Below are 26,116 nucleotides of genomic sequence, written 5' to 3'. Positions count from 1 at the left end.
TCCTTTGCTGAGAACAATTACCAGGTTTTACCAATGTTAAACTGGAATTGTTCTGCTTTGTCGCCATCATACTTTTTGTACGGCTGGGCATAGGAGAAGACCAGCGGCCCTAATGGGGACATCCATTGCAACGCGATACCAGCAGACATACGAATGTTGCTCGGATCGCTGTAGTCAGGAATACCTTGCGACTTCATCTGCGCGGTATTCTGCCAGTTTGTATCCCAGACGGTACCCATATCCCAGAAGAAGGAGGTACGGACTGAGTTAGCATACTTGTCGCTGATAAACGGCGTCGGCACAATCAGCTCACCGCTGACCACCGCCATGGCGTTACCGCCCACCGCGTCATCAGAGCTACAGATTGAGTTTGCCGTTGTCGTTTTACAGTTATCCTGGTTGTTACCGCCGTAGTACACCGCTTTCGGACCAATGTTATTGGACTGGAAACCACGTACAGAGCTGGAACCACCGGCATAGAAGTTCTCGTAGAACGGCATCTCTTTACCGCTCAGGCCGTCGCCGTAACCCCAACGGGTACGACCCAGCACGACCCACTTCTCATCTTCATCGATCGGGAAGTAGGAAGCTGAATCCAGCGTGACCTTATAGAACTCGTTGTCTGAACCCGGAATCGTCACCTTACCATTCAGGTTAACGCGCGAACCCTTCGTCGGGAAGTAACCACGGTTCAGGTTATTGTAGGTCCAACCGTAGTTAAAGGTGAAATCATCCGCGGTAAAACCATTATCGTCTGTCTGGGTGTTCATCGTCTGGCCGATCGAGTCCAGATAGCGTTTCATCGCAATCTGTGGCTCCATGTTGGACAGGTCGTTATGCACGTAACCCAGGCCCACACGCAGGGAGTTATACTCGTTGATCGGGAAGCCGAGGGTACCGTCTGCACCATAACTCTGGTTGGTGTAGGTCGACAGATCCGCGTCGTCAGCTTTAAAGTTGTTGTAGAAAATACGCCCGCCCAGGCTCACACCGTCAACCGTAAAGTACGGGTTGGTCACGGAGAGTTCTGAGTAGGTCTGGTAGTCGTTTTTGGTGCCGTTGATGCCGACAGAGTAACCGGTACCTAACCAGTTATCCTGCTGCACACCCACCTGGAAGCTTACGCCGCTTTCAGTACCGTAGCCGATACCAAAGTTGAAGCTACCGGTGTTACGCTCTTTCACCTTGTAAACCACGTCAACCTGGTCCGGGCTGCCGGAGATACGCTGGGTATCAACGTCTACGGTTTCAAAGTAGCCCAGACGGTTCAGACGCTCTTTACCCTGGTCGACCAGGTCGCTGCCCAGCCAGGCACCTTCCATCTGACGCATTTCGCGGCGCAGAACGGCATCTTTCGAGGTGTCATTACCTTCGAAGCGAATCTTACGCACGTAGTAGCGGTTACCGGCATCAACGTTGACATGCAGCTTAACCGTCTTGTCAGCGTCGTTGATTTCCGGCTGCGACTGAACGCGCGGATAGGCATAACCATAGCGACCCAGAAGCTTTTTAATGTCGTCTTCCATACGGGTAACTTTGGCGCCGTTATACAGCTCGCCCGGCTCGATTTTGGTCAGCCCTTCGATTTCCGCAGAGTGACCGGCCAGGTTGCCGCTAACCTGAACGCCGGACAGCTTGTACTGTTCGCCTTCAGTGATGTTAACGGTGATATAGATACCTTTTTTATCCGGCGTCAGGCTGACCTGCGTCGAATCGATATTGAAACGGGCATAGCCACGATCCAGATAGAAGCTGCGGAGGCTTTCGAGGTCACCCGCCAGTTTCTGTTTCTGATATTTACGATCGCCTACCACGTTCCACCACGGCACTTCGTCACGCAGCTGGAACGTTGAAATCAGTTCTTCGGTGCTGAAAGCATGGTTCCCGACGATGTTGATCTGCTGGATCTGCGCCGAGACGCCTTCCTGGAAGACCAGCTTAAGGTCAACGCGGTTACGCGGCAGTGGGGTAACCACGGCTTTCACGCTGGCGCTGTATTTACCGACGCTGTAGTAGAAGTCTTCCAGACCTTTCTCGATATCAGCAAGCGTGGTGCGGTCGAGGGATTCCCCTACGCGCACGCTGGAAGCTTCGAGATTCTGCTTAAGCATGTCATCCTTCACCGACTTGTTGCCGGAGAAAGTGATGCTGGCAATCGTCGGGCGTTCTTTCACCTGAACCAGCAGCGTCTCGCCGTCGCGCAGCACGCGAACATCTTCGAAGTTTCCGGTGGCGAACAGGGCACGAATGGTGTTACTGATGTCTTCATCATTCACCGTGTCACCAGGACGCACAGGCATACTGAGTAGAGCCGCACCAACGGCAACACGCTGCAAGCCTTCGAACTGAATGTCCTGGACTACGAAGCCATCAGCACCGTATACGGTGGCGCTGCTAAACAGCAGCGACGCTATGAGCAACTTTTTCATCGCCATCGTTATTATGCGTTCTTCCTAACACTCTCGCTTACAGCCGAGAGAAATCATTGAAAAGTGCAAGCCCCATTAACAGCACCAGCAGTATTGAGCCAATGCGATAACTAAAGTCTTGAACTCGCTCGGATACCGGCCCGCCTTTCAGCTTTTCAACCGCCAGAAAGAGCAGATGCCCCCCGTCGAGGACGGGTAACGGAAACAGGTTGATAATCCCCAGATTCACGCTGATTAAAGCGAGAAACATCAGATAGTAAATCAACCCAAACTCCGCCGACATTCCCGCTCCCTGGGCGATTGAAATCGGCCCACTGAGATTGTTCAGTTTTACGTCACCGGTGATTAATTTCCCCAGCATGGTCACCGTCAGCTTCATCAGTTGCCAGGTTTTATCCGTGGCTTCTGCAATCGCGCTAAACGGACCATACTGGCGTACTGTCTTGTACTCATCCGGCATCGGGATCACTTTCGGCACGACGCCTGCGAACCCTTCTGCCTTGCTGCTACCGGACTTAGTGTCAGGTATCAGCGTCAAAGACAAGGGACTCCCCTGCCTTTCGATTTCCAGCGCCAGCGGCGTTCCCGGATTGTCACGGACTAACGTCACAAAGGTCGCCCACTGAGTCAGTGGCTGACCATCGACTTTAACGATCCTGTCGCCAGCTTGCAAACCCGCTTTTTGTGCGGCTGAATTTGCCTGTATTTCTGTCAGCACCGGTTCAAGCTGCATACCACGCGGGCGAATCCCCAACGCAGACACCGGATCTTCCTTATCTGGCTCAAACGCCCAGTTATGTAAATCCAGGACTTTGTCCTGGCGCTGATTACTGCCGAAAGGCGCCAGCGTCACCGTTGTACGCTCGTCACCAATCTTCGCCACGAGCTGCAAACGCACAGCATCCCAGTCAGGCGTTTCGATACCGTCAATCGCTTTAAGTTCCGTGCCCGGCATAATTTGTGCGTTCGCGGCGATGGAATTGGGGGTTATTTCACCGACAACCGGACGCACGCCCGGCACGCCGATGATAAACACCAGCCAGTAGGCAAAAATTGCGAAGAGGAAGTTGGCAATCGGCCCGGCAGCGATAATCGCCGCACGCTGACCGACGGTTTTGTTGTTGAACGCGTAGTGACGCAGTTCCGGGGCAACGGGCTCCGCACGCTCATCGAGCATTTTCACGTAGCCGCCCAGCGGGATCAGAGCGATAACAAACTCGGTGCCGTGTTTATCCACACGGCGCCACAGGGATTTGCCAAAGCCGATAGAGAAACGCTCGACGCGCACGCCGCAGCGACGAGCAACCCAGAAGTGACCAAATTCATGCACGGTGATCAAGACACCCAGCGCAACGATGAACGCAGCCAGATTCCAGAGAATGCTCAGCATAAAACCTTCCGTCAAATCGTCCTGAAAACTAACAATAGCAGGCAGGCAAAGACCGGCACCGCAGCCGTCAGGCTGTCAATACGGTCAAGAATACCGCCGTGTCCTGGGATCAGATGCCCGCTGTCTTTAATACCGGCTTCACGCTTGAACATACTTTCCGTGAGATCGCCAAGTACCGAGGCCAGCGTCGCAACAATCGAGCAAATCAGCAACGTCAGCGGTGCGACCGCAAGATCGGCCCACAGGCCGTAAACCCACGAAATCACCGCTGCAGTAAGCAGCCCGCCGAGAAAGCCCTGCCAGGTTTTACCCGGCGACACTTTTGGTGCCAGCTTGTGCTTACCGAACAGCTTACCAAACATATAGGCACCGGAATCCGCGCCCCAAACCAGAATCATCACGTACAGCAGCCAGATGGCACCGCTATAGTGGTTGTCATCATAATGCCAGGCGCGCAGCGCCACCATCCCCCAGAAGAAGGGAACAATGGTCAGCAGGCCGAAAATCAGGCGTAACGTCTTTGAATGACGCCACGTCGTCGCTGAAGAGGGGTAGAACAGCACCATAAACAGCGCAACAACCCACCAGCCCAACGACGCCCATAGCGACCACTCCACCACCGGCTGATGCAGGTTATGGTGGTATTCCGGCAGCGAAAACAGCATCAGCGCCAATAACAGGCCACACAGTACCGCCAGCCATACCCGCTGGGTGCGTGAGCTAAAACCGCTCAGCTGTCCCCATTCCCACGCGGCCAGCATACAGACCACCAGCGTCAGGATAGCGAATCCCGCCGGCGGTAATAAAAACAGCGCGGCGATAACAACGGGTATTAACACAAAAGCAGAAATCAGGCGATACTTCAGCAAGAGCAACCCCCATCAGGCTTTTTCGCCACCAGGCTCGGTGCCGCCGAAACGACGCTCTCGATTAGCAAAGGCATTCAGCGCACCTTCAAAGTCTTGTTCATCAAAATCGGGCCAAAGAACATCCGTAAAGTAAAGCTCAGCATAGGCAATTTGCCACAGCAGAAAGTTACTGATTCGATGCTCTCCCCCTGTCCTAATTACTAAATCTACGGGAGCCAGCTCGTGCATACAGATTTGCTTGCCCAGCATCTCTTCATCGATGAGATCCGGACTCAGCACACCTTCCTGTACCTTCGCAGCCAGCTGCTGTACTCCCTGAATAATATCCCAACGTCCGCCATAATTCGCGGCAATATTGAGGGTCAAGCCCGTATTCTGCTGCGTTAAGCCTTCGGCTTTGCGGATCCGCTCCTGTAAACGCGCATTAAAACGGCTAACGTCGCCGATAATACGCAAACGGACGTTGTGGCGGTTCAGGCTTTTAACCTCGCTATCGAGTGCCCAAACAAACAGCTCCATCAACGCGCTGACTTCCTGCGGCGGACGATTCCAGTTTTCACTGCTAAAGGCATACAGCGTTAAGGCATCAATACCGTTGTTGGCGGCAAAGGAAACTGCGCGACGAACCGACTTCGCCCCTGCTTTGTGCCCAAAGGCGCGAATCTTCCCCTGTCGCTTTGCCCAGCGACCATTGCCATCCATGATTATCGCCACATGGCGACAGCCATGTGCAGGCAAACTTTCGCTTAATGGTTGGTTAGCAGACAACATAACGCGTTTTAGTCCATGAAAAGGATTTGGCGGTACTCTGGAATACCCGACTATGCCGCGCAACGACACACGATTACTCTGGTCGCTCGCGCAATACAATCTATAGCCTTTACGTAAAAAAGCCGTGTCAAACCACGGCTTACCCGATCCACCAACGGCCATCAGGTGGCGCAGACTATATCATTGAAGCCCAACGCTAACAAATATCACTGCCACGAGTGGTGGGATAATCATCAGCCTGCGATACGTATCACCTGTTTCTGCGCGAGGTCACGCGCCAGAGTATCGATAGCCATAACATCCTCCACGCTTTGTGGTTCAGGCACCGCGATCTGTTCCAGCACGGCGAGGTTCAGCGCGGCAATATCGGTAAAGCGAATGCCCGACGCGAGGAATGCTGCAACCGTCACTTCATTTGCCGCATTCAGCGCCGTCGTGGCCGCCTGTCCGTTATCAAACGCGTCCATTGCCAGCTTCAGGCAGGGATAACGCGCATAATCCGGCGCAGCGAAGCTCAGGTTGCTCAGCGCACAGAAATCCAGCGGCTTCACGCCGGAGGGTACCCGATGCGGCCAGGCCATAGTATGCGCGATAGGCGTGCGCATATCCGGCTCGCCCAGCTGCGCCAGAACGCTGCCGTCCTGATAACGCACCATAGAGTGGATAACCGACTGCGGGTGAATCAAAACTTCCATCTGCGCGGCTGAAGCATTAAACAGCCAGCGGGCTTCAATGTATTCCAGACCTTTATTCATCATGGTGGCGGAATCGACGGAGATTTTACGTCCCATCGACCAGTTCGGATGCCGACAGGCCTGATCCGGCGTCATTGCGGCCAGTTCAGAGAGTGCGGTTTCACGAAAAGGGCCACCAGACCCGGTAAGCAGAATCGATGTTACGCCGTTCTGCTCCAGATTAGCGTATCCCAGGTTCTGCTGAATTGTTTCCGGCAAACTCTGAAAAATCGCGTTATGTTCACTATCGACGGGAAGAAGACGGGCTCCACTGTGCTTAACCGCCTCCATAAACAGGCGTCCGCAGGTCACCAGCGACTCTTTATTCGCCAGCAGTACCGTTTTACCGGCGCGGATAGCCGCCAGCGTCGGCAGCAGCCCTGCCGCACCGACAATCGCCGCCATCACCTGGTCAACGTCGTCCAGCGCGGCCATCTCGCAGGCTGCCTGCTGACCGCTCAGCACCTCGGTACGGCTGCCGTGCTGCTGCAGTATTGCGCCCAGCTCGCGTGCGCAGAGCGCATCATCCATCACCGCATAGCGCGGCGTAAATTCCAGACACTGTTCTGCCATACGGCTGACGTTGCGGCCCGCGACCAGCGCGATAACCGAGAACCGATCCGGGTTATGCCGGACAACATCGAGAGTGCTGCAACCGATGGAGCCGGTTGAGCCAAGCACAGTTAATTGCTTCATGGTCTATCCCAAAGCGTATTCGCCGGATAAAAAGCAAAACGCCGTCAGCAAAAATCCGAAAGGATCTTTCTGTACGGCGTTTCAGATGATACAGGCGCCTGCATGACGCCGTATTGTGCGAAGACTCAGAACTGCATCAGTTCCGCTTCTTTGTCCGCCAGCGCCGCATCAACTTTCTTGATAGCCGCGTCGGTCATCTTCTGCACGTCATCCTGTGAACGACGATCGTCATCTTCGCTGATCTCTTTGTCTTTCAGCAGCGCTTTGACTTTGTCATTCGCGTCGCGACGAACGTTACGCACGGAAACGCGCGCCTGCTCGGCTTCACCGCGCACGACTTTGATCAGATCTTTACGACGTTCTTCGGTCAGAGCCGGCAGCGGAACGCGAATATCGGTACCCGCAGAGCTTGGGTTCAGGCCCAGGTCAGACGCCATGATCGCTTTCTCTACGGCCGGGCCGAGAGAACGATCGAAGACGTTGATTTTCAGGGTACGGGTATCTTCAACCGTTACGCTCGCCAGCTGACGCAGCGGGGTCGGGGTGCCGTAGTATTCCACAATGATGCCGTCGAGCAGGCTCGGTGAGGCACGACCGGTACGTATTTTGCTGATTTGGGTTTTGAACGCTTCAACGCATTTTTCCATGCGTACTTCAGCATCTTTTCTGATATCGCTAATCACGTTACGAATCCTTGAAAACTGGTCTCAGGCAGACCATAGGCTTACACACCGGCTAAAGGTGCGCTAAGTATAGTCCCGTTTACTCCACAGCACCCTAAAAGGTGCCAGGCAAGAGACACGAAAATTAAAGCGGAATCTTACCTGTATTTATCGCTGACGGAAATTATTCCGTAATCAAAGTGCCTTCTTTTTCACCCATGACCACGCGACGCAGGGCGCCAGGTTTGTTCATGTTGAAGACGCGAATCGGCAGTTTGTGATCGCGAGCAAGGGTAAAGGCGGCCAGATCCATCACTTTCAGTTCTTTATCCAGCACTTCGGTATAGGTGAGCTGTTCGTACAGGGTCGCCGTCGGATCTTTCATCGGGTCAGCGGAGAATACGCCGTCCACTTTGGTCGCCTTCAGAACCACGTCGGCTTCAATTTCGATACCGCGCAGGCAGGCAGCGGAGTCGGTGGTGAAGAACGGATTACCGGTACCAGCGGAGAGGATCACCACGCGGTTATTGCGCAGCAGGCTGATCGCCTCTGCCCAGCTGTAGTTGTCGCAAACGCCATTCAACGGAATGGCGGACATCAGGCGGGCGTTCACATAGGCGCGGTGCAGCGAATCACGCATCGCAAGACCGTTCATCACGGTTGCCAGCATGCCCATGTGGTCGCCCACAACGCGGTTCATCCCCGCTTTCGCCAGACCCGCTCCACGGAACAGGTTGCCCCCACCAATCACCACACCGACCTGAATGCCCAGCTCAACCAGTTCTTTGATTTCCTGCGCCATACGGTCAAGTATGCTTGCGTCAATACCGAAGCCTTCCGTTCCCTGCAGCGCTTCACCACTTAATTTAAGGAGGATGCGTTTGTAGACGGGTTTTGCATTGGTAGCCATGTTTCTTTCCTGAGACAGTCAACGAGTGAGAGGGGTTAATTCTGGCGACATGATACGTCGCACTTCAGCGCCAGCAATATAGCCTTTCGCTGAATTTTACACATGAGGGGTGCAAAAAGAAGCCGCCCTCAGGCGGCTCCTTTTCGACAATTAAGACTGCTTGGACATCGCAGCAACTTCTGCTGCGAAATCAGTCTCAACTTTCTCGATACCTTCGCCCACTTCGAAGCGGATGAAGTTAGTCACGTCAGCGTTGTGCTCTTTCAGCAGCTGGCCAACGGTTTTGCTCGGTTCCATAACAAAAGGCTGACCGGTCAGGGAGACTTCACCGGTGAATTTCTTCATGCGGCCTTCAACCATCTTCTCAGCGATTTCTTTCGGCTTACCGGACTGCATGGCGATGTCCAGCTGAACCTGGTACTCTTTCTCTACCACTTCAGCAGACACGTCTTCCGGCTTAACGAATTCCGGCTTGCTTGCAGCAACGTGCATTGCCAGCTGCTTAACCAGCTCATCGTCAGCGCCTTTAGCGGCAACCAGAACGCCGATGCGAGCACCGTGCTGGTAGCTACCCAGAACGTCGCCTTCCAGGGAAGCAACGCGACGGATGTTGATGTTCTCACCGATTTTAGCAACCAGGGCAACACGCTCTTCTTCGAACTGTGCTTTCAGAACTTCAACGTCAGTGATTTTGCCAGCAACGGCTGCATCCAGAACTTTGTTAGCGAATGCCTGGAAACCACCATCTTTAGCAACGAAGTCAGTCTGGCAGTTAACTTCCAGAATCACAGCGTAGTTGCCGTCGATTTTAGTGATGATTACGCCGTCAGCAGCAACGTTGCCTGCTTTTTTCGCCGCTTTGATAGCGCCGGACTTACGCATGTTCTCGATTGCCAGCTCGATGTCGCCGTTGGCTTCGGTCAGCGCTTTTTTACAGTCCATCATGCCTGCGCCGGTACGCTCGCGCAGCTCTTTTACCAGGGATGCGGTAATTTCAGCCATTCTTAAATCCTCGGAAGATTTGATCCGCCCGGCCCAATGAACCAGACGGACTAAAAAGTGAAAAAGGGGCCATAAAAAGGCCCCTAACCAAACGTGTTACTACCTGGTCATACCCACTGGGTATTTAAGGGGGCTCTTAAGAGCGTGCCTTATTATTCAGCTTCTACGAAGCTTTCTTCTGCCTGAGTAGCCAGGTCAGAAGAGCGACCTTCACGAACGGTTGCAGCAACTGCATTCAGGTACAGGCTAACAGCACGGATTGCATCGTCGTTACCTGGGATAACGAAGTCAACGCCGTCCGGGTTGGAGTTGGTATCAACGATAGCAAATACCGGGATACCCAGGTTGTTAGCTTCTTTGATAGCGATGTGCTCGTGGTCTGCATCGATAACGAACAGTGCGTCCGGCAGGCCGCCCATGTCCTTGATACCGCCCAGGCTGTTTTCCAGCTTGGCCAGCTCACGGGTGCGCATCAGCGCTTCTTTCTTGGTCAGCTTGTCGAAAGTACCGTCCTGAGACTGAGTTTCCAGATCTTTCAGACGTTTGATTGACTGACGAACGGTTTTCCAGTTAGTCAGCATGCCGCCCAGCCAGCGATGGTTCACGAAGAACTGGTCGCAGCTCAGAGCAGATTCTTTCACCGCTTCGCTTGCAGCGCGTTTGGTACCAACGATCAGGATCTTACCTTTACGGGAAGCGATCTTGTTCAGTTCAGCCAGGGCTTCGTTGAACATCGGTACGGTCTGCTCCAGGTTGATGATGTGAACCTTGTTACGTGCGCCGAAGATGAAAGGCTTCATTTTCGGGTTCCAGTAACGGGTCTGGTGACCAAAGTGAACACCAGCCTTGAGCATGTCGCGCATGGAAACAGTAGCCATGTTTAAAACCTCTATAGATTAAGTTGGGGTTATGCCTCCACGTATCCCATATTACCGACCCCTAAGGGCACCCCGGAATATGTGTCGATACGTGTGTGTAATTACACAAAGTGAGATTTGTGCCCCGGTATCCTGGAAGGATCCGGAGTCCGGCGCGCTTTATACCACAAATATGCGAGAGACTCCAACAGTTGTTGGCACGATGTGCGTTCAATGATTCTCAATTTGGCAGGCTGCCCGCCGGGCTGATACCATTGGCGGTACTTAACACAATTATTGTCGAAAAAATCGACTCTGATGGACTGAATCCATGGCAATCTCTATTAAGACCCCTGAAGAAATCGAAAAAATGCGCGTGGCGGGCCGCCTGGCCGCTGACGTGCTGGAAATGATCGAACCCTTCGTTAAACCCGGCGTCAGCACCGGCGAACTGGACCGTATCTGCAACGACTATATCGTTAACGAGCAGCAGGCCGTTTCCGCCTGCCTCGGCTACCACGGTTTCCCAAAATCCGTCTGCATCTCCATTAATGAAGTGGTGTGCCACGGGATCCCTGACGACGCTAAACTGCTGAAAGACGGCGATATCGTGAATATCGATGTGACCGTCATTAAAGACGAGTACCACGGCGACACCTCGAAGATGTTTATCGTCGGCAAACCGACCATCCTCGGCGAGCGCCTGTGCCGCGTGACGCAGGAGAGCCTCTACCTGGCGCTGAAAATGGTTAAGCCGGGTATTCGCCTGCGCACCATCGGCGCGGCAATCCAGAAATTCGCCGAAGGCGAAGGTTTCTCGGTCGTCCGTGAATACTGCGGACACGGCATTGGCCGCGTCTTCCACGAAGAACCACAGGTTCTGCATTACGATGCGGACGACGGCGGCGTGGTGCTGCAGGCAGGCATGACCTTTACCATCGAACCGATGCTCAACGCCGGTGACTACCGTATCCGCACCATGAAAGATGGCTGGACGGTGAAAACCAAAGACAGAAGCTTGTCTGCGCAGTATGAGCATACTATTGTGGTAACCGAAAACGGCTGCGAAATAATGACGTTGCGAAAGGATGACACCATCCCCGCGATACTCACGCACAACGAATGATAAGAAGCCGGCAAATGCCGGCTTTTTTATTGGTGATAGCTTTTTCTTATGGGCGGCGCCTGATGAGTCACACTTTACCCGAGCAGTATGCGAATACCGCACTCCCCTCTCTTCCCGGTCAGCCTGATAACCCGGGCGTCTGGCCACAGGAATCGCTGAACTGCGCGGGGATAAAAGCCCATCTTGAAACCTTCCAGCACTGGCTTGGCGAGGCTTTTGATAGCGGCATCACGGCGGAGCAGCTGATTGACGCCCGCACGGAATTTATCGATCAGCTGCTGCAGCGACTGTGGATCGATGCCGGTTTCGGCCAGCTCAGCGATGTGGCGCTGGTCGCGGTTGGCGGCTACGGGCGCGGCGAGCTGCACCCACTGTCCGATATCGACCTGCTGATTTTGAGCCGCGTCAGGCTGTCGGATGCCCAGGCGCAAAAAATCGGCGAGCTGCTGACGCTGCTGTGGGATATTAAGCTCGAAGTCGGCCACAGCGTCCGCACCCTCGACGAATGTCTGCTGGAAGGGCTGTCCGATTTAACCGTCGCCACCAACCTGATTGAGTCACGCCTGCTGATCGGCGACGTCGCCCTGTTTCTTGAGCTGCAAAAGCATATCTTCAGCGATGGCTTCTGGCCGTCGGCCACCTTCTTCGCCGCCAAAGTCGAAGAGCAAAACGTCCGCCACCAGCGCTATCACGGCACCAGCTACAACCTTGAACCGGATATTAAAAGCAGCCCGGGCGGCCTGCGCGATATCCACACCCTGCAGTGGGTTGCGCGGCGTCACTTCGGCGCCACCTCGATGGATGAGATGGTCGGTTTCGGCTTCCTGACCGAAGCCGAGCGCAACGAACTTAACGAATGCCAGCACGTGCTGTGGCGTATTCGCTTTGCGCTGCATCTGGTGGTTACCCGCTACGACAACCGCCTGCTGTTCGATCGACAGCTTAGCGTCGCCCAGCGTCTGAACTACAGCGGCGAGGGCAACGAGCCGGTTGAGCATATGATGAAAGACTTCTTCCGCGTCACCCGTCGAGTGGCGGAGCTGAATCATATGCTGCTGCAGCTGTTCGATGAGGCCATTCTGGCCCTCACCGCCGACGAGAAACCCCGTCCCATCGACGATGATTTTCAGCTGCGCGGCACGCTTATCGATCTCCGCGATGAAACCCTGTTTATTCGCCAGCCGCAGGCGATTTTACGCATGTTCCACATCATGGTGCGTAACAGCAGCATTACCGGAATTTACTCGACTACCCTGCGTCATCTGCGCCACGCCCGTCGCCATCTGACCCAGCCTCTGTGCTACATCCCGGAGGCGCGGGAGCTTTTCCTCAGCATGCTGCGCCATCAGGGTGCCGTCAGGCGCGGCCTACTGCCAATGCATCGCCACAGCGTCCTCTGGGCCTATATGCCGCAGTGGTCGCATATTGTCGGCCAGATGCAGTTTGACCTCTTCCACGCCTATACCGTCGATGAGCACACTATCCGCGTGCTGCTGAAGCTGGAAAGTTTCGCCAGTGAAGAGACCCGCTCACGTCATCCCCTGTGCGTGGATCTCTGGCCGCGTCTGACCCACCCGGAACTGATCCTGATCGCCGCCCTGTTCCACGATATCGCCAAAGGCCGCGGGGGCGATCACTCCGAGCTGGGTGCCGGTGACGTGCTGAAATTTGCCGAGCTGCACGGCCTGAACTCGCGGGAAACGCAGCTGGTCGCCTGGCTGGTACGTCATCATCTGCTGATGTCCGTGACCGCCCAGCGCCGGGATATTCAGGATCCGGAAGTGATCAAGCAGTTTGCCGAAGAAGTGCAGACAGAAAACCGCCTGCGCTTCCTCGTCTGCCTGACGGTGGCGGATATCTGCGCCACCAACGAAACCCTGTGGAATAGCTGGAAGCAGAGCCTGCTGCGCGAGCTCTATTTCGCGACCGAAAAACAGCTGCGGCGCGGTATGCAAAATACCCCGGATATGCGCGAACGCGTGCGTCATCATCAGGTCCAGGCGCTGGCGCTCCTGCGGATGGACAACATCGACGAAGAGGCGCTGCACCAGATCTGGACCCGCTGCCGTGCGAACTACTTTGTTCGCCACAGTCCAAATCAGCTGGCGTGGCATGCCCGTCATCTGCTTCAGCACGACCTGAGCAAGCCGCTTATTCTGCTTAGCCCTCAGGCCACGCGCGGCGGCACCGAGATCTTTATCTGGAGCCCTGACCGCCCCTATCTCTTCGCCGCCGTCTGCGCCGAGCTGGACAGGCGCAACCTCAGCGTCCACGACGCGCAGGTTTTCACGACCCGCGACGGTATGGCAATGGACACCTTTATCGTTCTCGAACCGGACGGCAGCCCGCTGTCGCCCGATCGTCACCTGGTCATTAGCCAGGGACTGGAGCAGGCGATCACCCAGCACAGCTGGCAGCCGCCAATTCCACGTCGCCAGCCGGCAAAACTGCGCCACTTTACCGTCGATACCGAGGTCAATTTCCTGCCAACCCATACGGACAGGCGCTCATTCCTTGAGCTGATTGCGCTCGACCAGCCCGGGCTGCTGGCGAGCGTCGGCCAGGTGTTCGCCGACCTCGGAATTTCCCTGCACGGGGCCAGAATTACGACAATTGGTGAGCGAGTAGAAGATTTATTTATAATCGCCACCGCCGACCGGCGTGCTCTTAATAATGCGCTGCAGCTGGAAGTGCAACAACGGTTGACAGAGGCCCTCAATCCAAACGATAAAGGACAGGCGTCGATGTCATGCCCTTAAAGGACGTGACGTAATGTTTATTAATATGGAAAGAGTTTAATAATGCAGCAGTTACAAAACGTGATTGAATCCGCTTTCGAGCGTCGCGCCGAGATTACTCCGGCAAATGTGGATACCGTAACCCGTGAAGCGGTAAACCAGGTGATTTCTCTGCTTGATTCCGGCGCGCTGCGTGTCGCTGAGAAGATCGACGGTCAGTGGGTAACACACCAGTGGCTCAAGAAGGCGGTGCTGCTCTCTTTCCGTATCAACGATAACCAGGTTATCGACGGTGCAGAAAGCCGCTACTTCGATAAAGTGCCGATGAAATTCGCCAACTACGACGAAGCGCGTTTCCAGAAAGAAGGTTTCCGCGTGGTGCCGCCGGCGGCCGTTCGCCAGGGCGCATTTATCGCCCGCAACACCGTGCTGATGCCCTCTTATGTGAACATCGGTGCTTACGTTGATGAAGGCACCATGGTCGACACCTGGGCCACCGTGGGCTCCTGTGCGCAGATCGGTAAAAACGTTCACCTGTCCGGCGGCGTCGGCATCGGTGGCGTACTGGAGCCGCTGCAGGCTAATCCGACCATCATCGAAGACAACTGCTTTATCGGTGCCCGTTCCGAAGTGGTTGAAGGCGTGATCGTGGAAGAAGGTTCGGTGATCTCCATGGGCGTTTACATCGGCCAGAGCACCCGTATTTACGATCGTGAAACCGGTGAAGTGCATTACGGTCGCGTACCGGCCGGTTCCGTCGTGGTTTCGGGTAACCTGCCGTCTAAAGACGGTAAATACAGCCTGTACTGTGCCGTTATCGTGAAAAAAGTGGATGCGAAAACCCGCGGTAAAGTGGGCATTAACGAACTGCTTCGCACCATCGATTAATTTTTTCGCACCGTCTCAAAACGGACGCTTTTTAGCGTCCGTTTTTTATTTCCCCTCTAATAAATTCATTCAAATAATTAATACTCCCGCCATTATTTAATGCGTGAATACAAATAAGAATATTCACAAGTCATTGATCACGAATACAAAAATATAATAGTCGTTGTATTGACAGGTTCTACTAACGCATGTTTACATCGATTCCGATATCACAGGAGAGTGATATTGTTTTTATTTTATGAACAAATTAACAGGAGTTAGAAAATGAAGAAGTTTGCAGGGTTTGCTCTTATTGCTGTTGTTTTGTCTACACTCACAGGCTGCACGGGTAGTGTCTACAACAAAGAAAAGAATTGCGACTATGATTATCTGTTGCATCCGGCTATCTCTATTTCTAAAGTCATCGGCGGCTGTGGCCCTGTTGCACCGCAGAAATAAGCTTTTCTTATACTCCCTGGTTCACGCCGGTCAATTCTGATCGGCGTTTTTTATTCTCAATTCCACTGCTGAAAAAATGCCCATCCCGGCATCTCCTGACGTATAATCGTGTTTCGGCACGCTTTTTTCAAAACGCACACTGGCAAAGCCGTGCGTTTCCGTTAACCATCTAAAGGCTGTAACTTTCTTCGATTAAGGGGAACACACAATGTACGATAATCTGAAAAGCCTTGGCATCACCAATCCAGAAGAGATAGACCGCTACAGCCTGCGTCAGGAAGCCAACAACGATATCCTGAAGATCTACTTTCATAAGGATAAAGGCGAGTTTTTCGCCAAAAGCGTTAAGTTTAAGTACCCCCGCCAGCGCAAAACGGTGGTGGCGGACGGCGTGGGCCAGGGTTACCGGGAAGTCCAGGAAATCAGCCCTAATCTGCGCTATGTGATCGACGAGCTCGATCAGATTTGCCAGCGTGACCGTACCGAAGTCGATCTGAAGCGTAAGATCCTCGACGATCTGCGCCATCTGGAAAGCGTGGTCGCCAACAAGATTAGCGAAATCGAATCAGACCTGGAAAAACTGACCCGTAATAAATAACCGCTGCGCGAATACAACAAGGCCGGGATATCCCCGGCCTTTTTTACGTCTGAACTCAGTGCTGCTCATCAAGCTGCAGCGCTACATACAGCAGCAGCCGGTCGTCAAAATTCCCCAGATCCAGCCCGGTCAGCTCCGAAATACGGTTCAGGCGATACTCCAGCGTATTACGGTGGATAAACAGCGCCTTAGAGGTCGCCAGAGGCTGCACGTTATGGCGGAACCAGGCGGAGAGCGTCCGCCGTAGCAGACCGTTATTGTCCATCGCCTTCAGGCGAGTCAGCGGACGCGCCAGCTCGTTGGCCTGCCAGCCGCCGCGCAGGCTGTCCAGCAGCACCGGCAGCATCAGATCCTGATAAAAATAACTCCGGCTCTCCGGCATACGCTGCTTACCGACCATCATGGTGGTCCGCGCCGTACGGTAGGAGCGGGCAATACTGCCCGGTCCGGTAAAGTAGTTGCCCAGCGAAACGCGAAAACGCAGCTGGCCGTTCTCTTTCATCCGGGCGATCAGCTGCTCGACGCGCTTACGGTGGTCTTCTGCATCCCAGCGACCAAACGGGTTCAGCGCCGGCTTGAGCACCACCATTTCGGTCAGGGACACAATAGCAATCAGGTTATTGCGTTCCGGGGTCGTCAGGGCGTTCTGTAGCTGCTGGAGTTCAGCCATCGCGCTGTCCACGCCCAGCTGGCCGCTGTCGACTTCCACCACCGCCACGACGCGCGGCTGATTTAAATCAATGCCGAGACGCTGGGCCCATTCGGTCAGCGCCGGGGTATTCTCTTCTGCCTGAATCAGGTTCATCACCAGCTCTTCACGCAGGCGGCTGTCCTGGGCCAGCAGGTGCATCAGGCGGGACTGTTCAAGCATCATCTCGGCGGTCATGCACACCAGTTCGCCGTACTTGCGCAGCGATTCCGGCTCGCCGGTCAGGCCGATAACGCCGACGATCTCACCTTCGAGCCGTAATGGGAGGTTGATCCCCTGACGTACGCCGTGCAGATGGCGGGCTACCGCATCATCAATATCAACCACGCGCCCCTGGGAGAGTACCAGCAGCGCGCCTTCGTGCAATTCCCCAATTCGTTCGCGATCGCCGCTGCCGATGATCCGCCCGCGAGCATCCATTACGTTGATATTGGTATCAATGATGCGCATGGTGCGCGCCACGATATCCTGCGCCATTTTGGTATCAAGATGCCAGCCAGCCATGTAACCCTCCCCTAAGCAGTGCTCCAGCATAGGGAAGATGATACACCGCCGCACTGTGCATATGCACAAAGCACCGAGAATAAGTGTGGAGTTGTGGAAAGCTTCACAAATTGAGGTTCCCCTCCTCAGAGCGAGGAGGGGAAAGGCAGATTACTGCATCAGCAGATAGAGGGAGGTATCGCCACGCTGAATATTCAGCGCCAGTATGGAAGGTTTGGTATCAAGGATTTTGCGCAGCTCAGCGATATTTTTCACCGGCTGCTGGTTAGCGCCGAGGATCACATCGCCTTTCTTCAGGCCAATCTGTGCGGCCTGGCTGTTAGCCTTAACGCTGTTCACCACCACGCCTTTGTCCTGACCCTTGTTGCTCATCTCTGCGCCTTCAATGCCGCTAAAGACCGCGCTGGAATCGACCTGAGTCTGACTGCTCTGCTGCAGCTCAATCTCAACGCTCACCGGCTTGCCGTCGCGCAGCAGGCCCAGGGCCACTTTGCTGCCGATTGGCATGGTGCCTACCTGCGCACGCAGCGCGGCAAAGCTGCTGATCGGCTTGCCGTTCAGGGTGGTGATCACATCACCCGCCTTAATCCCGGCTTTTGCCGCCGAAGAGTTCGGCATCACCTGGCTGACAAACGCGCCGCGCTGGGCGTCAACTTTCATCGCCTTCGCCAGCTCGGAGTTCAGCTCGGTGCCCATAATACCCAGCTCGCCGCGACGCACCTGGCCGTACTGCACCATCTGCGAGGTCAGGCTTTTCACCATATTGCTCGGGATAGCAAAGCCGATACCGATGTTGCCGCCGTCCGGGGCCAGAATCGCGGTGTTAATCCCGATCAGCTCACCGTTGAGGTTAACCAGTGCACCACCGGAGTTACCGCGGTTAATGGCGGCATCGGTCTGAATAAAGTTTTCATAGTTCTGCGCGTTCAGGCCGCTACGACCGAGGGCAGAAACGATACCGGAGGTCACGGTTTCACCCAGACCAAACGGGTTACCAATCGCCACCGTGTAGTCACCCACGCGCAGGGCGTCGGAGTCAGCCATCTTAATGGCGGTCAGGTTTTTCGGATCCTGAATCTGGATCAGGGCGATATCGGAGCGCGGATCTTTGCCCACCATTTTGGCTTCCAGCTTACGGCCATCGCTCAGCTGGACTTTAATCGAGGTGGCTTTATCAACCACGTGGTTGTTGGTGACCACATAGCCCTTCGCGGCATCGATAATCACCCCGGAACCGAGGGCCATAAACTTCTGCTGCTGGCCGCCGTCAGCGCCCGGCTGTCCACCGCCACCCTGACAGAATGGCGAACTCTGGAAAGGTGAACCTTCCTGGCAGAACGGCGAATCGTCGCCGAAGAACTGCTGGAAGTTACGCGGCATACGCGGCGTATTCACCGTGGTGCTGCCTTCCACGTTGATGCTCACCACGGAAGGCATAACGGTCTCAAGCATTGGTGCCAGGCTCGGCATCTGCTGTGCGGTTGCTGCCGAAGAGGCAGTTTCCGCCGCCATAGAAAGCGGAGAGATTGCCAGGCCTAAACTTAACGCCAGTGCGCTCATTGCTAATGTGGTTTTTCTCATGTGTCTCAATCTCAATAAACTGAATAGGGTAAAAACGCTGTGTACGTCACATTCAGAGTTGTTTTATACCCTTAAGTTCCGGGCGGACGTTTCGGCAAAAAGTAAAAATTTATTGTCCGTCTTTACAATTCTCAAAGTAATTACTCCACCGCCATTAATCGTCTGTATTCATCCCACGCATAGAGATCGGTCATCCCGCTGATATAGTCCTGCAGCAGCCGACAACGGTAATAATATTCCATCAACGGATAGTCTGCGGCATCGCGAGACAATTTCCCGACCGCTTCCACATAGGCCAGTCGATGGCGGGTGGATAATTTATGCAATAGCCGGGTTTCAATCGGTAAACGACGTACCCGCTCTTTTTCCACCAGCTCGCTGAAATCCTCCAGCGACAGGTTCAGCAGCGGGGAATAGATCTCCAGCAGACCGCTTATCACCCGATAACCCTGTAATTCCAGCTGTTCGACGTCGGGGTGGCTGAACACATGATGTATGGCGACATTTTTATAAAGTTCAAGGAGCTGGCTAAAATCGCTGTCATCTTCCAGCAGGGCGTGATTGAAATCACCGCGATAGATTTGCGCGATATTATCGATAAATCGCTGGGCCGCGTAAGGCACCAGTTTACTGAGCGTATTCACCCGCAAATACATAAAGAACTGATCTTCGGCGCTGCGCTGTAGTGAATTAGATCGCGACTTCTCCCAGGCATTTTCGACTACCTGAGAAAAGAGCGATCCTTTTTCATGGTGGCCCCAGGCGTCATACAAATGCTGATAGAGCTGATCGACACTGAAAATCCGTTTTTCAACGGCGTCTTCGAGGTCCGCGACGCAATACGAAATATCGTCCGCCGCCTCCATAATCCAGGTTAAGGGGAAACGACTGTAAGGCGCCAGATCGAGTTCTTTACGCAGACGCTCGATATAGGCCTCTTCCGCCAGGTAATAACCGGGCTTCTTCATTAAATAGTGATGGCTCTGCGGGATCTCATCGCGCCACCAGGCCGGACGGGTATATTTCAGAATGCACCCCACCTGCGCCCAGGTCAGATTCATGCGCATCAGGGAGTGAACCAGGCGGATCCCCTGGGCGTTACCTTCGAAATGGCAGAGATCCTGGCGCACTTTTAGCCGTAGCGCATTGAGGCTCTCTTCACCTTCCTGCAGGCGTAGCACCGCCACGCTGCAGCGGTCGTCCCTGGCAGGCTGCGGGCAGAGACGCTGGCTAAACCAGTCATTGATCGCCGCTTCGCCAAAATGGCCAAACGGCGGGTTGCCGATGTCGTGCATCAGGCAGGCCATCTCCACAATGCTTTCAAACGGCCCGGCCAGCTCATCCAGGCCGTAGGTTTCCAGCAGCTTCTGCTGCTTCAGGCGGCTAAGCACCTCTTTGGCGATATAGCGCCCGACCTGCTGGACTTCCATGGAGTGGGTGAGCCGGGTACGCACCGCGGCATTGCGTTCCAGAGGGAAAACCTGGGTTTTTTGCTGCAGGCGGCGAATGGCCGGTGAATTGATAATTCGCCCGCGATCGCTCTCAAAAATACGCAGGATCTCGTGTTCGGTCTTCTCCCCTGTCGGGGAACGGTAGCGACGACGCCAGTTAATTTTGTTGCGGAAATCAATCTGTGCCATATCTTCTCCCTCGGGAAATGCGCTGCACCCAGGCTGCATGATAGACTATGCCTTTAATCCTGCCACATCGCGAGTAAATCTATGAAAATTGGCATTATTGCGGCCATGGACGAAGAAGTAACGGTCCTGCGTGACAAAATTGAAAACCGTCAGACTATTCGCCTCGGCGGCAGCGAAATTTACACCGGCCTGCTGAACGGCGTTGAGGTTGCTCTGCTGAAATCCGGCATCGGTAAAGTGGCGGCGGCAATGGGCACCACCCTGCTGCTGGAACATTGCAAACCAGATGTGGTGATTAATACCGGTTCTGCAGGCGGCCTGGCCCCAACGCTGAAAGTCGGCGATATCGTGGTTTCCGACGAAGCCCGCTATCACGATGCGGACGTGACCGCCTTTGGCTACGAGTACGGCCAGCTTCCTGGCTGCCCGGCCGGGTTTAAAGCCGATGAGAAACTGGTTGCGGCAGCCGAAAGCTGCATCACCGAGCTGAAGCTTAATGCCGTTCGCGGTCTGATCGTCAGCGGTGATGCCTTTATCAACGGCGCTGAAGGACTGGCAAAAATTCGCCATAACTTCCCGCAGGCGGTTGCCGTTGAGATGGAAGCCACCGGGATTGCCCACGTGTGCCATAGCTTCAGCGTGCCTTTCGTGGTGGTTCGCGCCATCTCCGACGTGGCAGATAAAGAGTCCCACCTCAGCTTTGATGAGTTCCTGGTCGTGGCCGCGAAGCAGTCCAGCCTGATGGTTGAAACCCTGGTGCAGAAACTGGCGCGTGGGTAAGGTCCGATTCGGCGCGCTTGCTGCGCTGTTACTACTGACACCGGCGTGGCTGCTTGCCGCGCCGCGTGTTATCAGCCTCTCCCCTTCCAATACCGAACTGGCGTTTGCCGCCGGTATCACACCCGTTGCCGTCAGCAGCTACTCCGACTATCCGCCTCCGGCGGCAAAGATTGAGCAGGTGGCCAGTTGGCAGGGGATGAATGTTGAGCGTATCGTCGCCCTGAAGCCCGATCTGGTACTGGCCTGGCGCGGCGGCAACGCCGAGCGTCAGGTGAATCAGTTGGCTTCTCTCGGCATCAACGTCATGTGGCTCAATGTAGACAGCATCGAGCAGGTCGCCCGCTCCCTGGACCAGCTTGCCGACTGGAGCCCGACGCCGGACAAGGCGCATCAGGCTGCACGGCAGATCCGCGATGAATACAGTACGCTGCAACAACGTTACGCCAGCCAACCGCCAAAACGGGTGTTTATGCAGTTTGGCTCCACGCCGCTCTTTACCAGCGGCAAAGGCTCCATCCAGCATCAGGTCCTCTCTCTGTGCGGCGGAGATAACATCTTTGCCGACAGCCGCGTGCCCTGGCCTCAGGTCAGCCGCGAGCAGGTTTTGTCGCGCCATCCTCAGGCGATCGTGATCACCGGTGACAGTGATGAGATCGGCAAAATTGAGCGTTTCTGGCATTCTCAGCTAAAAATTCCCGTTATTCCCGTTACCAGCGACTGGTTTGAACGGGCCGGTCCGCGTATTATCCTCGCCGCAAAACAACTCTGTGGCGCACTGGCGCAGGTAGATTAATCGGGGACCCCATCATGCTCGTCTATTGGCTGGATATTGTCGGTACGGCCGTTTTCGCCATCTCTGGCGTTCTGCTTGCCGGTAAACTGCGGATGGATCCCTTTGGCGTGCTGGTACTCGGCGTGGTGACGGCGGTCGGCGGCGGCACCATTCGTGATATGGCCCTGGCCAACGGTCCGGTCTTCTGGGTGACCGATCCCACCGATCTGGTGGTGGCGATGGTCACCAGTATGCTGACCATTCTTGTGGTCAGGCAGCCGCGTCGCCTGCCGAAATGGGTGCTGCCAGTACTGGATGCGGTGGGACTGGCGGTATTTGTCGGTATCGGCGTAAACAAAGCCTTTCTGGCCGGCACCGGCCCGCTTGTCGCTATCTGTATGGGTGTGGTCACCGGCGTCGGCGGCGGGATTATCCGCGACGTGCTGGCGCGCGAAATTCCGATGATTCTGCGGACCGAAATCTACGCTACGGCCTGTATTGTCGGCGGTATTGTTCATGCCAGCGCCTGGTATGTCTTTGCCGTCCCGCTGGAAATCGCCAGTATGCTGGGTATGGTCGTCACGCTCTCCATCCGCCTGGCGGCGATACGCTGGCATCTAAAACTGCCGACCTTTGCGCTGGATGAAAACAGTAGATAGCAAAAAGCCGTGTCGCAGACACGGCTTTTTTGTCAGAACCTGAAAATCAGATGCTGAAGGACGAACCGCAGCCGCAGGTGCTGGTCGCGTTCGGGTTGGTCACGATAAAGCGGGAACCTTCCAGACCTTCGGTATAGTCAACGGCACCGCCGACCAGATACTGCAGGCTCATTGGGTCAACCACCAGGCCAACGCCCTGCTTCTCGATGGTCATATCGCCTTCATTGACCTGATCGTCAAAGGTGAAACCATACTGGAAGCCGCTACAGCCACCGCCGGTGATGTAAACCCGCAGCTTCATATTCGGGTTATCTTCATCTGCGATCAGGTTTTTTACTTTGCTGGCGGCTGCGTCGGTAAACTGCAGCGGCACTGCAATATCATCACTCATAATATGCTCCCATTGATACTGCGATCCGGGCAAAAAATGACCCGATCATTAGCGTCATTATCCAACACCAGGGTAATACGTTCAAGTATTCTCACGGATGGTCGCACTGACGGACACCTGCTGCTTCGCCAGGGTACGCGCAAGAATGCTCGAATAGAGTGGACTGCCGCCAAGAAACTGCGCGAGCAGTGTCGCACCGAGACAGGTAATAATCATTGGCAAAATAAGCTGGTAATTGTCTGTCATCTCCAGTACCAGCACAATGCCGGTCAGCGGCGCACGCACTGAGGCGGCAAACAGTGCCCCCATTCCAGCAATAGCAAAAGTCCCTGCCTGCAAGTGTAGATCGGGGAACCCGTGCGCGGCGGCTGTACCAAATGCCGTTCCAAGCAGCGTTCCCAGAGACAGCATAGGCGCAAAAATACCGCCCGGTGCGCCAGAGGAAAAACAGAGCAGGGTCGTGAGCGTTCTGGCGAGAAAAAGGAACAGCAGCATCCCGATACCGTAGCTGCCCGCCGCCGCAACGGGGATCAGATTAAATCCCCCGCCCGTCAACGCAGGTGCAATCAGGCCCAGAATACCGCACCCGCCGCCCAGCAGTCCGCCAATCAGCACCCAGCGCCCGGTTCTGCCACCGTGCAGCCGCTGAAACATATCCTGAGTACGTAACACGAGATAGTTGAATGCGGGTCCGACGCAGCCAAACACCATACCCAGTATAAAATAGAGCCACAGAGTATCCACCGGCGCATTACTCAGCTTACCCACTTCGATTACCGCCGCTTCGCCGTTAAACAGGCGAAAGACGATGCTGGACATAATGACGCCGATAAAGACCGCTTTAATTGAGATTAGGTTGTAACGGAACTGCGGCCGCATCTCTTCCAGAATAAAGAGAATGCCTGCCAGCGGTGCGTTAAACGCCGCAGACAACCCGGCAGCCGCACCGGTCGCCAGCAACGTATGGCGCGCTTCCGGGCTACGGAGGTGAAAAATATCCAGAACCATTCGTCCAATATTACCGCCCAACTGGACCGTCGGCCCTTCTCGGCCAAGCACCATTCCCGCACCCAGCGTCCCCATACCGCCGATAAACTTGACCGGAATAACCCGCCACCACCTGACTGGCCGCAGCTCTTCCAGCGCACCCTCAATTTCCGGGATCCCCGATCCTCCGGCCTCGGGTGCAAAACGGCGTACCAGCCAGTAACCCACCATCGCCAGAATGGCTGATAACACAAAGGCCAGCGGCCACAGCAGAAGGCTGCGATCAACGTGATGGGCAAGCGTTGCCAGCCGAAGCGCCAGCACGGCATTAACCGCTTTTTCAAAAGCCACCCCCAGCAGTCCGGCAAGCGTTCCAACCAGCGCGGCCATCACCAGAATAGCCAACGGCGTTTTATCCTGCCTAACAAGACGTTTTATTGTCTCGCTGCGTCGCTGTCGTACTCTTTGACGGGCAGAAAGGGAAGATTCCGCGTTCATCACCATACCTGTCTATTGGTCTGACCAAATTGAGACAGCATTGTACTCGCCTCGCTCTGCAACGTCGCGGGAAAACCCTCTCCTGTTGACGTTCCCGACGGGCAACGCTTTCATAACCCTTATCGAATCCCTTAGAATACCGGCAACCATTTTTCTCAGAACCAGGGATCTCTCAATGAGCCAGTCTGAAAACCTCTACCAGGCCGCACGTCAGCTTATTCCGGGCGGCGTTAACTCACCGGTCCGCGCATTTACCGGCGTGGGCGGTACGCCGCTGTTTATCGAACGTGCCGACGGCGCATATCTGTACGATGTCGACGGCAAGGCCTATATCGATTATGTCGGCTCCTGGGGACCGATGGTGCTGGGTCACAACCACCCGGCCATCCGCAATGCGGTGATTGAAGCGGCCCAGCGCGGCCTGAGCTTCGGCGCGCCGACCGAGATGGAAGTGAAGATGGCGGCGCTGGTGACCGAGCTGGTGCCGACGATGGATATGGTCCGCATGGTGAACTCCGGCACCGAAGCCACCATGAGCGCCATTCGCCTGGCCCGTGGCTTTACCGGCCGCGATAAAATTATCAAGTTCGAAGGCTGCTATCACGGCCACGCCGACTGCCTGCTGGTGAAAGCCGGTTCCGGCGCGCTGACCCTCGGCCAGCCGAACTCCCCGGGCGTTCCGGCAGACTTTGCGCGTCATACTCTGACCTGCACCTATAACGATCTCGACTCCGTCCGCCAGGCCTTTAGCGAATTCCCGCAGGAGATCGCCTGTATTATCGTTGAGCCGGTCGCCGGCAATATGAACTGCATTCCGCCGTCAGCCGAGTTCCTGCCGGGCCTGCGCGCCCTGTGCGACGAGTTCGGCGCGCTGCTGATTATCGATGAAGTAATGACCGGCTTCCGCGTAGCGCTGGCCGGGGCACAGGCTTACTACGACGTGGTGCCGGACCTGACCTGCCTGGGCAAGATTATCGGCGGCGGGATGCCGGTAGGCGCGTTCGGCGGACGCCGTGACGTGATGGAAGCGCTGGCGCCGACCGGGCCGGTCTATCAGGCGGGCACCCTGTCCGGTAACCCGATTGCAATGGCTGCGGGCTACGCCTGTCTGACCGAAGTGGCGCAGCCGGGTATCCATACCACTCTGACCGATCTCACCAATCGCCTGGCCGACGGCCTGCTGAATGCCGCGCAGGAAAACGGTATTGGTCTGGTGGTGAATAACGTTGGCGGGATGTTCGGGATCTTCTTTACCGATGCCGACACCGTGACCTGCTATCAGGACGTGGTGAAATGCGATGTGGAACGCTTTAAGCGTTTCTTCCATCTGATGCTGGAAGAGGGTGTGTACCTTGCGCCGTCGGCGTTTGAGGCGGGCTTTATGTCCGTGGCGCACAGCGAAGCGGATATCGATAAAACCATCGATGCAGCACGCAAGGCGTTTGCAAAACTGTAAGCCGTTTAATACCGGGCTGCGACGGCAGCCC

Annotated in this window: 23 protein-coding genes; 9 read left to right on the top strand and 14 right to left on the bottom strand. The window is 55.3% G+C overall.

The annotated features are described in order from the left end of the window. Positions 1-17 precede the first annotated feature (17 nt). The 9 genes from bamA to rpsB all read right to left on the bottom strand — a co-directional run bounded on the left by bamA (position 18) and on the right by rpsB (position 10,341). Positions 18-2,435: an outer membrane protein assembly factor BamA gene (gene bamA / locus EDF81_RS17940; protein WP_123349507.1), complete on the bottom strand. Its 2,418-nt coding sequence runs from the start codon at positions 2,433-2,435 to the stop codon at positions 18-20. Between the two features lie 31 nt (positions 2,436-2,466). After that, the gene (gene rseP / locus EDF81_RS17935) at positions 2,467-3,819 is read right to left on the bottom strand and encodes a sigma E protease regulator RseP (RefSeq protein ID WP_123349506.1); all 1,353 of its coding nucleotides are present in this window, start codon (positions 3,817-3,819) and stop codon (positions 2,467-2,469) included. An 11-nt stretch (positions 3,820-3,830) separates the two neighbouring features. Further along, positions 3,831-4,688: a phosphatidate cytidylyltransferase gene (gene cdsA / locus EDF81_RS17930; protein WP_123349505.1), complete on the bottom strand. Its 858-nt coding sequence runs from the start codon at positions 4,686-4,688 to the stop codon at positions 3,831-3,833. 12 nt (positions 4,689-4,700) lie between these two features. Next, entirely contained in the window at positions 4,701-5,459 is a 759-nt protein-coding gene (gene ispU, locus EDF81_RS17925) for a (2E,6E)-farnesyl-diphosphate-specific ditrans,polycis-undecaprenyl-diphosphate synthase (RefSeq protein ID WP_123349504.1), read from the bottom strand. A gap of 233 nt (positions 5,460-5,692) precedes the next feature. Further along, positions 5,693-6,889 (bottom strand): 1-deoxy-D-xylulose-5-phosphate reductoisomerase, encoded by a 1,197-nt coding sequence (ispC, locus tag EDF81_RS17920; protein WP_123349503.1) that lies wholly within the window; start codon positions 6,887-6,889, stop codon positions 5,693-5,695. 125 nt (positions 6,890-7,014) lie between these two features. Further along, positions 7,015-7,572 carry a ribosome recycling factor gene (gene frr / locus EDF81_RS17915; RefSeq protein ID WP_123349502.1) on the bottom strand — a complete coding sequence of 186 codons (558 nt, stop codon included), beginning with the start codon at positions 7,570-7,572 and terminating at the stop codon, positions 7,015-7,017. 163 nt (positions 7,573-7,735) lie between these two features. Beyond that, positions 7,736-8,461 carry a UMP kinase gene (gene pyrH, locus EDF81_RS17910; RefSeq protein ID WP_123349501.1) on the bottom strand — a complete coding sequence of 242 codons (726 nt, stop codon included), beginning with the start codon at positions 8,459-8,461 and terminating at the stop codon, positions 7,736-7,738. 150 nt (positions 8,462-8,611) lie between these two features. After that, on the bottom strand, positions 8,612-9,463 hold the full coding sequence (gene tsf / locus EDF81_RS17905; protein ID WP_123349500.1) for a translation elongation factor Ts: 852 nt from the start codon (positions 9,461-9,463) through the stop codon (positions 8,612-8,614). Between the two features lie 152 nt (positions 9,464-9,615). After that, complete coding sequence (rpsB, locus tag EDF81_RS17900) at positions 9,616-10,341, bottom strand: 30S ribosomal protein S2 (RefSeq protein ID WP_123349499.1); 726 nt, start codon at positions 10,339-10,341, stop codon at positions 9,616-9,618. Between the two features lie 310 nt (positions 10,342-10,651). Here rpsB and map point away from each other — a divergent pair, with 310 nt between their 5' ends. The 5 genes from map (at position 10,652) to EDF81_RS17875 (ending at position 16,108) form a co-directional block, all read left to right on the top strand. Next, on the top strand, positions 10,652-11,446 hold the full coding sequence (map, locus tag EDF81_RS17895) for a type I methionyl aminopeptidase (protein ID WP_123349498.1): 795 nt from the start codon (positions 10,652-10,654) through the stop codon (positions 11,444-11,446). 62 nt (positions 11,447-11,508) lie between these two features. Continuing rightward, positions 11,509-14,205, top strand: a complete 2,697-nt coding sequence (gene glnD, locus EDF81_RS17890) for a bifunctional uridylyltransferase/uridylyl-removing protein GlnD (RefSeq protein ID WP_123349557.1) — start codon at positions 11,509-11,511, stop codon at positions 14,203-14,205. A 42-nt stretch (positions 14,206-14,247) separates the two neighbouring features. Next, positions 14,248-15,072: a 2,3,4,5-tetrahydropyridine-2,6-dicarboxylate N-succinyltransferase gene (gene dapD / locus EDF81_RS17885; protein ID WP_042390607.1), complete on the top strand. Its 825-nt coding sequence runs from the start codon at positions 14,248-14,250 to the stop codon at positions 15,070-15,072. A gap of 264 nt (positions 15,073-15,336) precedes the next feature. Next, on the top strand, positions 15,337-15,510 hold the full coding sequence (locus tag EDF81_RS17880) for a YhfL family protein (RefSeq protein WP_123349497.1): 174 nt from the start codon (positions 15,337-15,339) through the stop codon (positions 15,508-15,510). 208 nt (positions 15,511-15,718) lie between these two features. Then, positions 15,719-16,108: a DUF3461 family protein gene (locus tag EDF81_RS17875; RefSeq protein ID WP_123349496.1), complete on the top strand. Its 390-nt coding sequence runs from the start codon at positions 15,719-15,721 to the stop codon at positions 16,106-16,108. 55 nt (positions 16,109-16,163) lie between these two features. Here the strand turns inward: EDF81_RS17875 and cdaR are convergent, their stop codons facing one another. The 3 genes from cdaR to dgt form a co-directional block, all read right to left on the bottom strand. Next, complete coding sequence (gene cdaR, locus EDF81_RS17870; protein ID WP_123349495.1) at positions 16,164-17,321, bottom strand: DNA-binding transcriptional regulator CdaR; 1,158 nt, start codon at positions 17,319-17,321, stop codon at positions 16,164-16,166. A gap of 150 nt (positions 17,322-17,471) precedes the next feature. Then, positions 17,472-18,902, bottom strand: coding sequence for a serine endoprotease DegP (gene degP, locus EDF81_RS17865; RefSeq protein ID WP_123349494.1), 1,431 nt, complete (start codon positions 18,900-18,902; stop codon positions 17,472-17,474). 140 nt (positions 18,903-19,042) lie between these two features. After that, positions 19,043-20,542, bottom strand: coding sequence for a dGTPase (gene dgt, locus EDF81_RS17860; RefSeq protein WP_123349493.1), 1,500 nt, complete (start codon positions 20,540-20,542; stop codon positions 19,043-19,045). Positions 20,543-20,623: 81 nt separating this feature from the next. Between dgt and mtnN the strand changes: the two genes are divergently transcribed. The 3 genes from mtnN to EDF81_RS17845 are packed head-to-tail and all read left to right on the top strand — an operon-like array spanning position 20,624 to position 22,753. After that, the gene (gene mtnN, locus EDF81_RS17855; protein WP_123349492.1) at positions 20,624-21,322 is read left to right on the top strand and encodes a 5'-methylthioadenosine/S-adenosylhomocysteine nucleosidase; all 699 of its coding nucleotides are present in this window, start codon (positions 20,624-20,626) and stop codon (positions 21,320-21,322) included. Then, positions 21,315-22,115, top strand: coding sequence for a vitamin B12 ABC transporter substrate-binding protein BtuF (gene btuF, locus EDF81_RS17850; protein WP_123349491.1), 801 nt, complete (start codon positions 21,315-21,317; stop codon positions 22,113-22,115). Before mtnN ends, btuF begins: the two co-directional genes overlap by 8 nt. Positions 22,116-22,129: 14 nt before the next feature. Beyond that, positions 22,130-22,753, top strand: coding sequence for a TRIC cation channel family protein (locus EDF81_RS17845; protein WP_123349490.1), 624 nt, complete (start codon positions 22,130-22,132; stop codon positions 22,751-22,753). Between the two features lie 46 nt (positions 22,754-22,799). Here the strand turns inward: EDF81_RS17845 and erpA are convergent, their stop codons facing one another. Together erpA and clcA are read right to left on the bottom strand one after the other, a co-directional pair. Next, positions 22,800-23,144 (bottom strand): iron-sulfur cluster insertion protein ErpA, encoded by a 345-nt coding sequence (erpA, locus tag EDF81_RS17840; RefSeq protein ID WP_123349489.1) that lies wholly within the window; start codon positions 23,142-23,144, stop codon positions 22,800-22,802. 81 nt (positions 23,145-23,225) lie between these two features. Further along, a complete protein-coding gene (gene clcA / locus EDF81_RS17835; protein ID WP_123349488.1) occupies positions 23,226-24,629 on the bottom strand; it encodes a H(+)/Cl(-) exchange transporter ClcA in 1,404 nt (467 codons plus the stop codon). Between the two features lie 175 nt (positions 24,630-24,804). Between clcA and hemL the strand changes: the two genes are divergently transcribed. Then, entirely contained in the window at positions 24,805-26,085 is a 1,281-nt protein-coding gene (gene hemL, locus EDF81_RS17830) for a glutamate-1-semialdehyde 2,1-aminomutase (RefSeq protein WP_123349487.1), read from the top strand. The last annotated feature ends 31 nt before the right edge of the window (positions 26,086-26,116 follow it).

Origin of the sequence: Enterobacter sp. BIGb0383, assembly GCF_003751845.1 — a bacterium.
Lineage (GTDB): Bacteria > Pseudomonadota > Gammaproteobacteria > Enterobacterales > Enterobacteriaceae > BIGb0383.
Note: the sequence above shows the minus strand (reverse complement) of the source record. Positions and strands in the feature narration are given on the sequence as shown.

Excerpts from the sequence above, each read along its gene's own strand:
- EDF81_RS17875 (WP_123349496.1), top strand. The coding sequence starts at position 15,719 with ATGTACGATAATCTGAAAAGCCTTGGCATCACCAATCCAGAAGAGATA.
- ispU (WP_123349504.1), bottom strand. The coding sequence starts at position 5,459 with ATGTTGTCTGCTAACCAACCATTAAGCGAAAGTTTGCCTGCACATGGC.
- erpA (WP_123349489.1), bottom strand. The coding sequence starts at position 23,144 with ATGAGTGATGATATTGCAGTGCCGCTGCAGTTTACCGACGCAGCCGCC.
- clcA (WP_123349488.1), bottom strand. The coding sequence starts at position 24,629 with ATGAACGCGGAATCTTCCCTTTCTGCCCGTCAAAGAGTACGACAGCGA.
- tsf (WP_123349500.1), bottom strand. The coding sequence starts at position 9,463 with ATGGCTGAAATTACCGCATCCCTGGTAAAAGAGCTGCGCGAGCGTACC.
- EDF81_RS17880 (WP_123349497.1), top strand. The coding sequence starts at position 15,337 with ATGAAGAAGTTTGCAGGGTTTGCTCTTATTGCTGTTGTTTTGTCTACA.
- pyrH (WP_123349501.1), bottom strand. The coding sequence starts at position 8,461 with ATGGCTACCAATGCAAAACCCGTCTACAAACGCATCCTCCTTAAATTA.
- EDF81_RS17845 (WP_123349490.1), top strand. The coding sequence starts at position 22,130 with ATGCTCGTCTATTGGCTGGATATTGTCGGTACGGCCGTTTTCGCCATC.
- mtnN (WP_123349492.1), top strand. The coding sequence starts at position 20,624 with ATGAAAATTGGCATTATTGCGGCCATGGACGAAGAAGTAACGGTCCTG.
- map (WP_123349498.1), top strand. The coding sequence starts at position 10,652 with ATGGCAATCTCTATTAAGACCCCTGAAGAAATCGAAAAAATGCGCGTG.
- dapD (WP_042390607.1), top strand. The coding sequence starts at position 14,248 with ATGCAGCAGTTACAAAACGTGATTGAATCCGCTTTCGAGCGTCGCGCC.
- dgt (WP_123349493.1), bottom strand. The coding sequence starts at position 20,542 with ATGGCACAGATTGATTTCCGCAACAAAATTAACTGGCGTCGTCGCTAC.
- hemL (WP_123349487.1), top strand. The coding sequence starts at position 24,805 with ATGAGCCAGTCTGAAAACCTCTACCAGGCCGCACGTCAGCTTATTCCG.
- bamA (WP_123349507.1), bottom strand. The coding sequence starts at position 2,435 with ATGGCGATGAAAAAGTTGCTCATAGCGTCGCTGCTGTTTAGCAGCGCC.
- cdaR (WP_123349495.1), bottom strand. The coding sequence starts at position 17,321 with ATGGCTGGCTGGCATCTTGATACCAAAATGGCGCAGGATATCGTGGCG.
- rseP (WP_123349506.1), bottom strand. The coding sequence starts at position 3,819 with ATGCTGAGCATTCTCTGGAATCTGGCTGCGTTCATCGTTGCGCTGGGT.
- ispC (WP_123349503.1), bottom strand. The coding sequence starts at position 6,889 with ATGAAGCAATTAACTGTGCTTGGCTCAACCGGCTCCATCGGTTGCAGC.
- glnD (WP_123349557.1), top strand. The coding sequence starts at position 11,509 with ATGAGTCACACTTTACCCGAGCAGTATGCGAATACCGCACTCCCCTCT.
- rpsB (WP_123349499.1), bottom strand. The coding sequence starts at position 10,341 with ATGGCTACTGTTTCCATGCGCGACATGCTCAAGGCTGGTGTTCACTTT.
- degP (WP_123349494.1), bottom strand. The coding sequence starts at position 18,902 with ATGAGAAAAACCACATTAGCAATGAGCGCACTGGCGTTAAGTTTAGGC.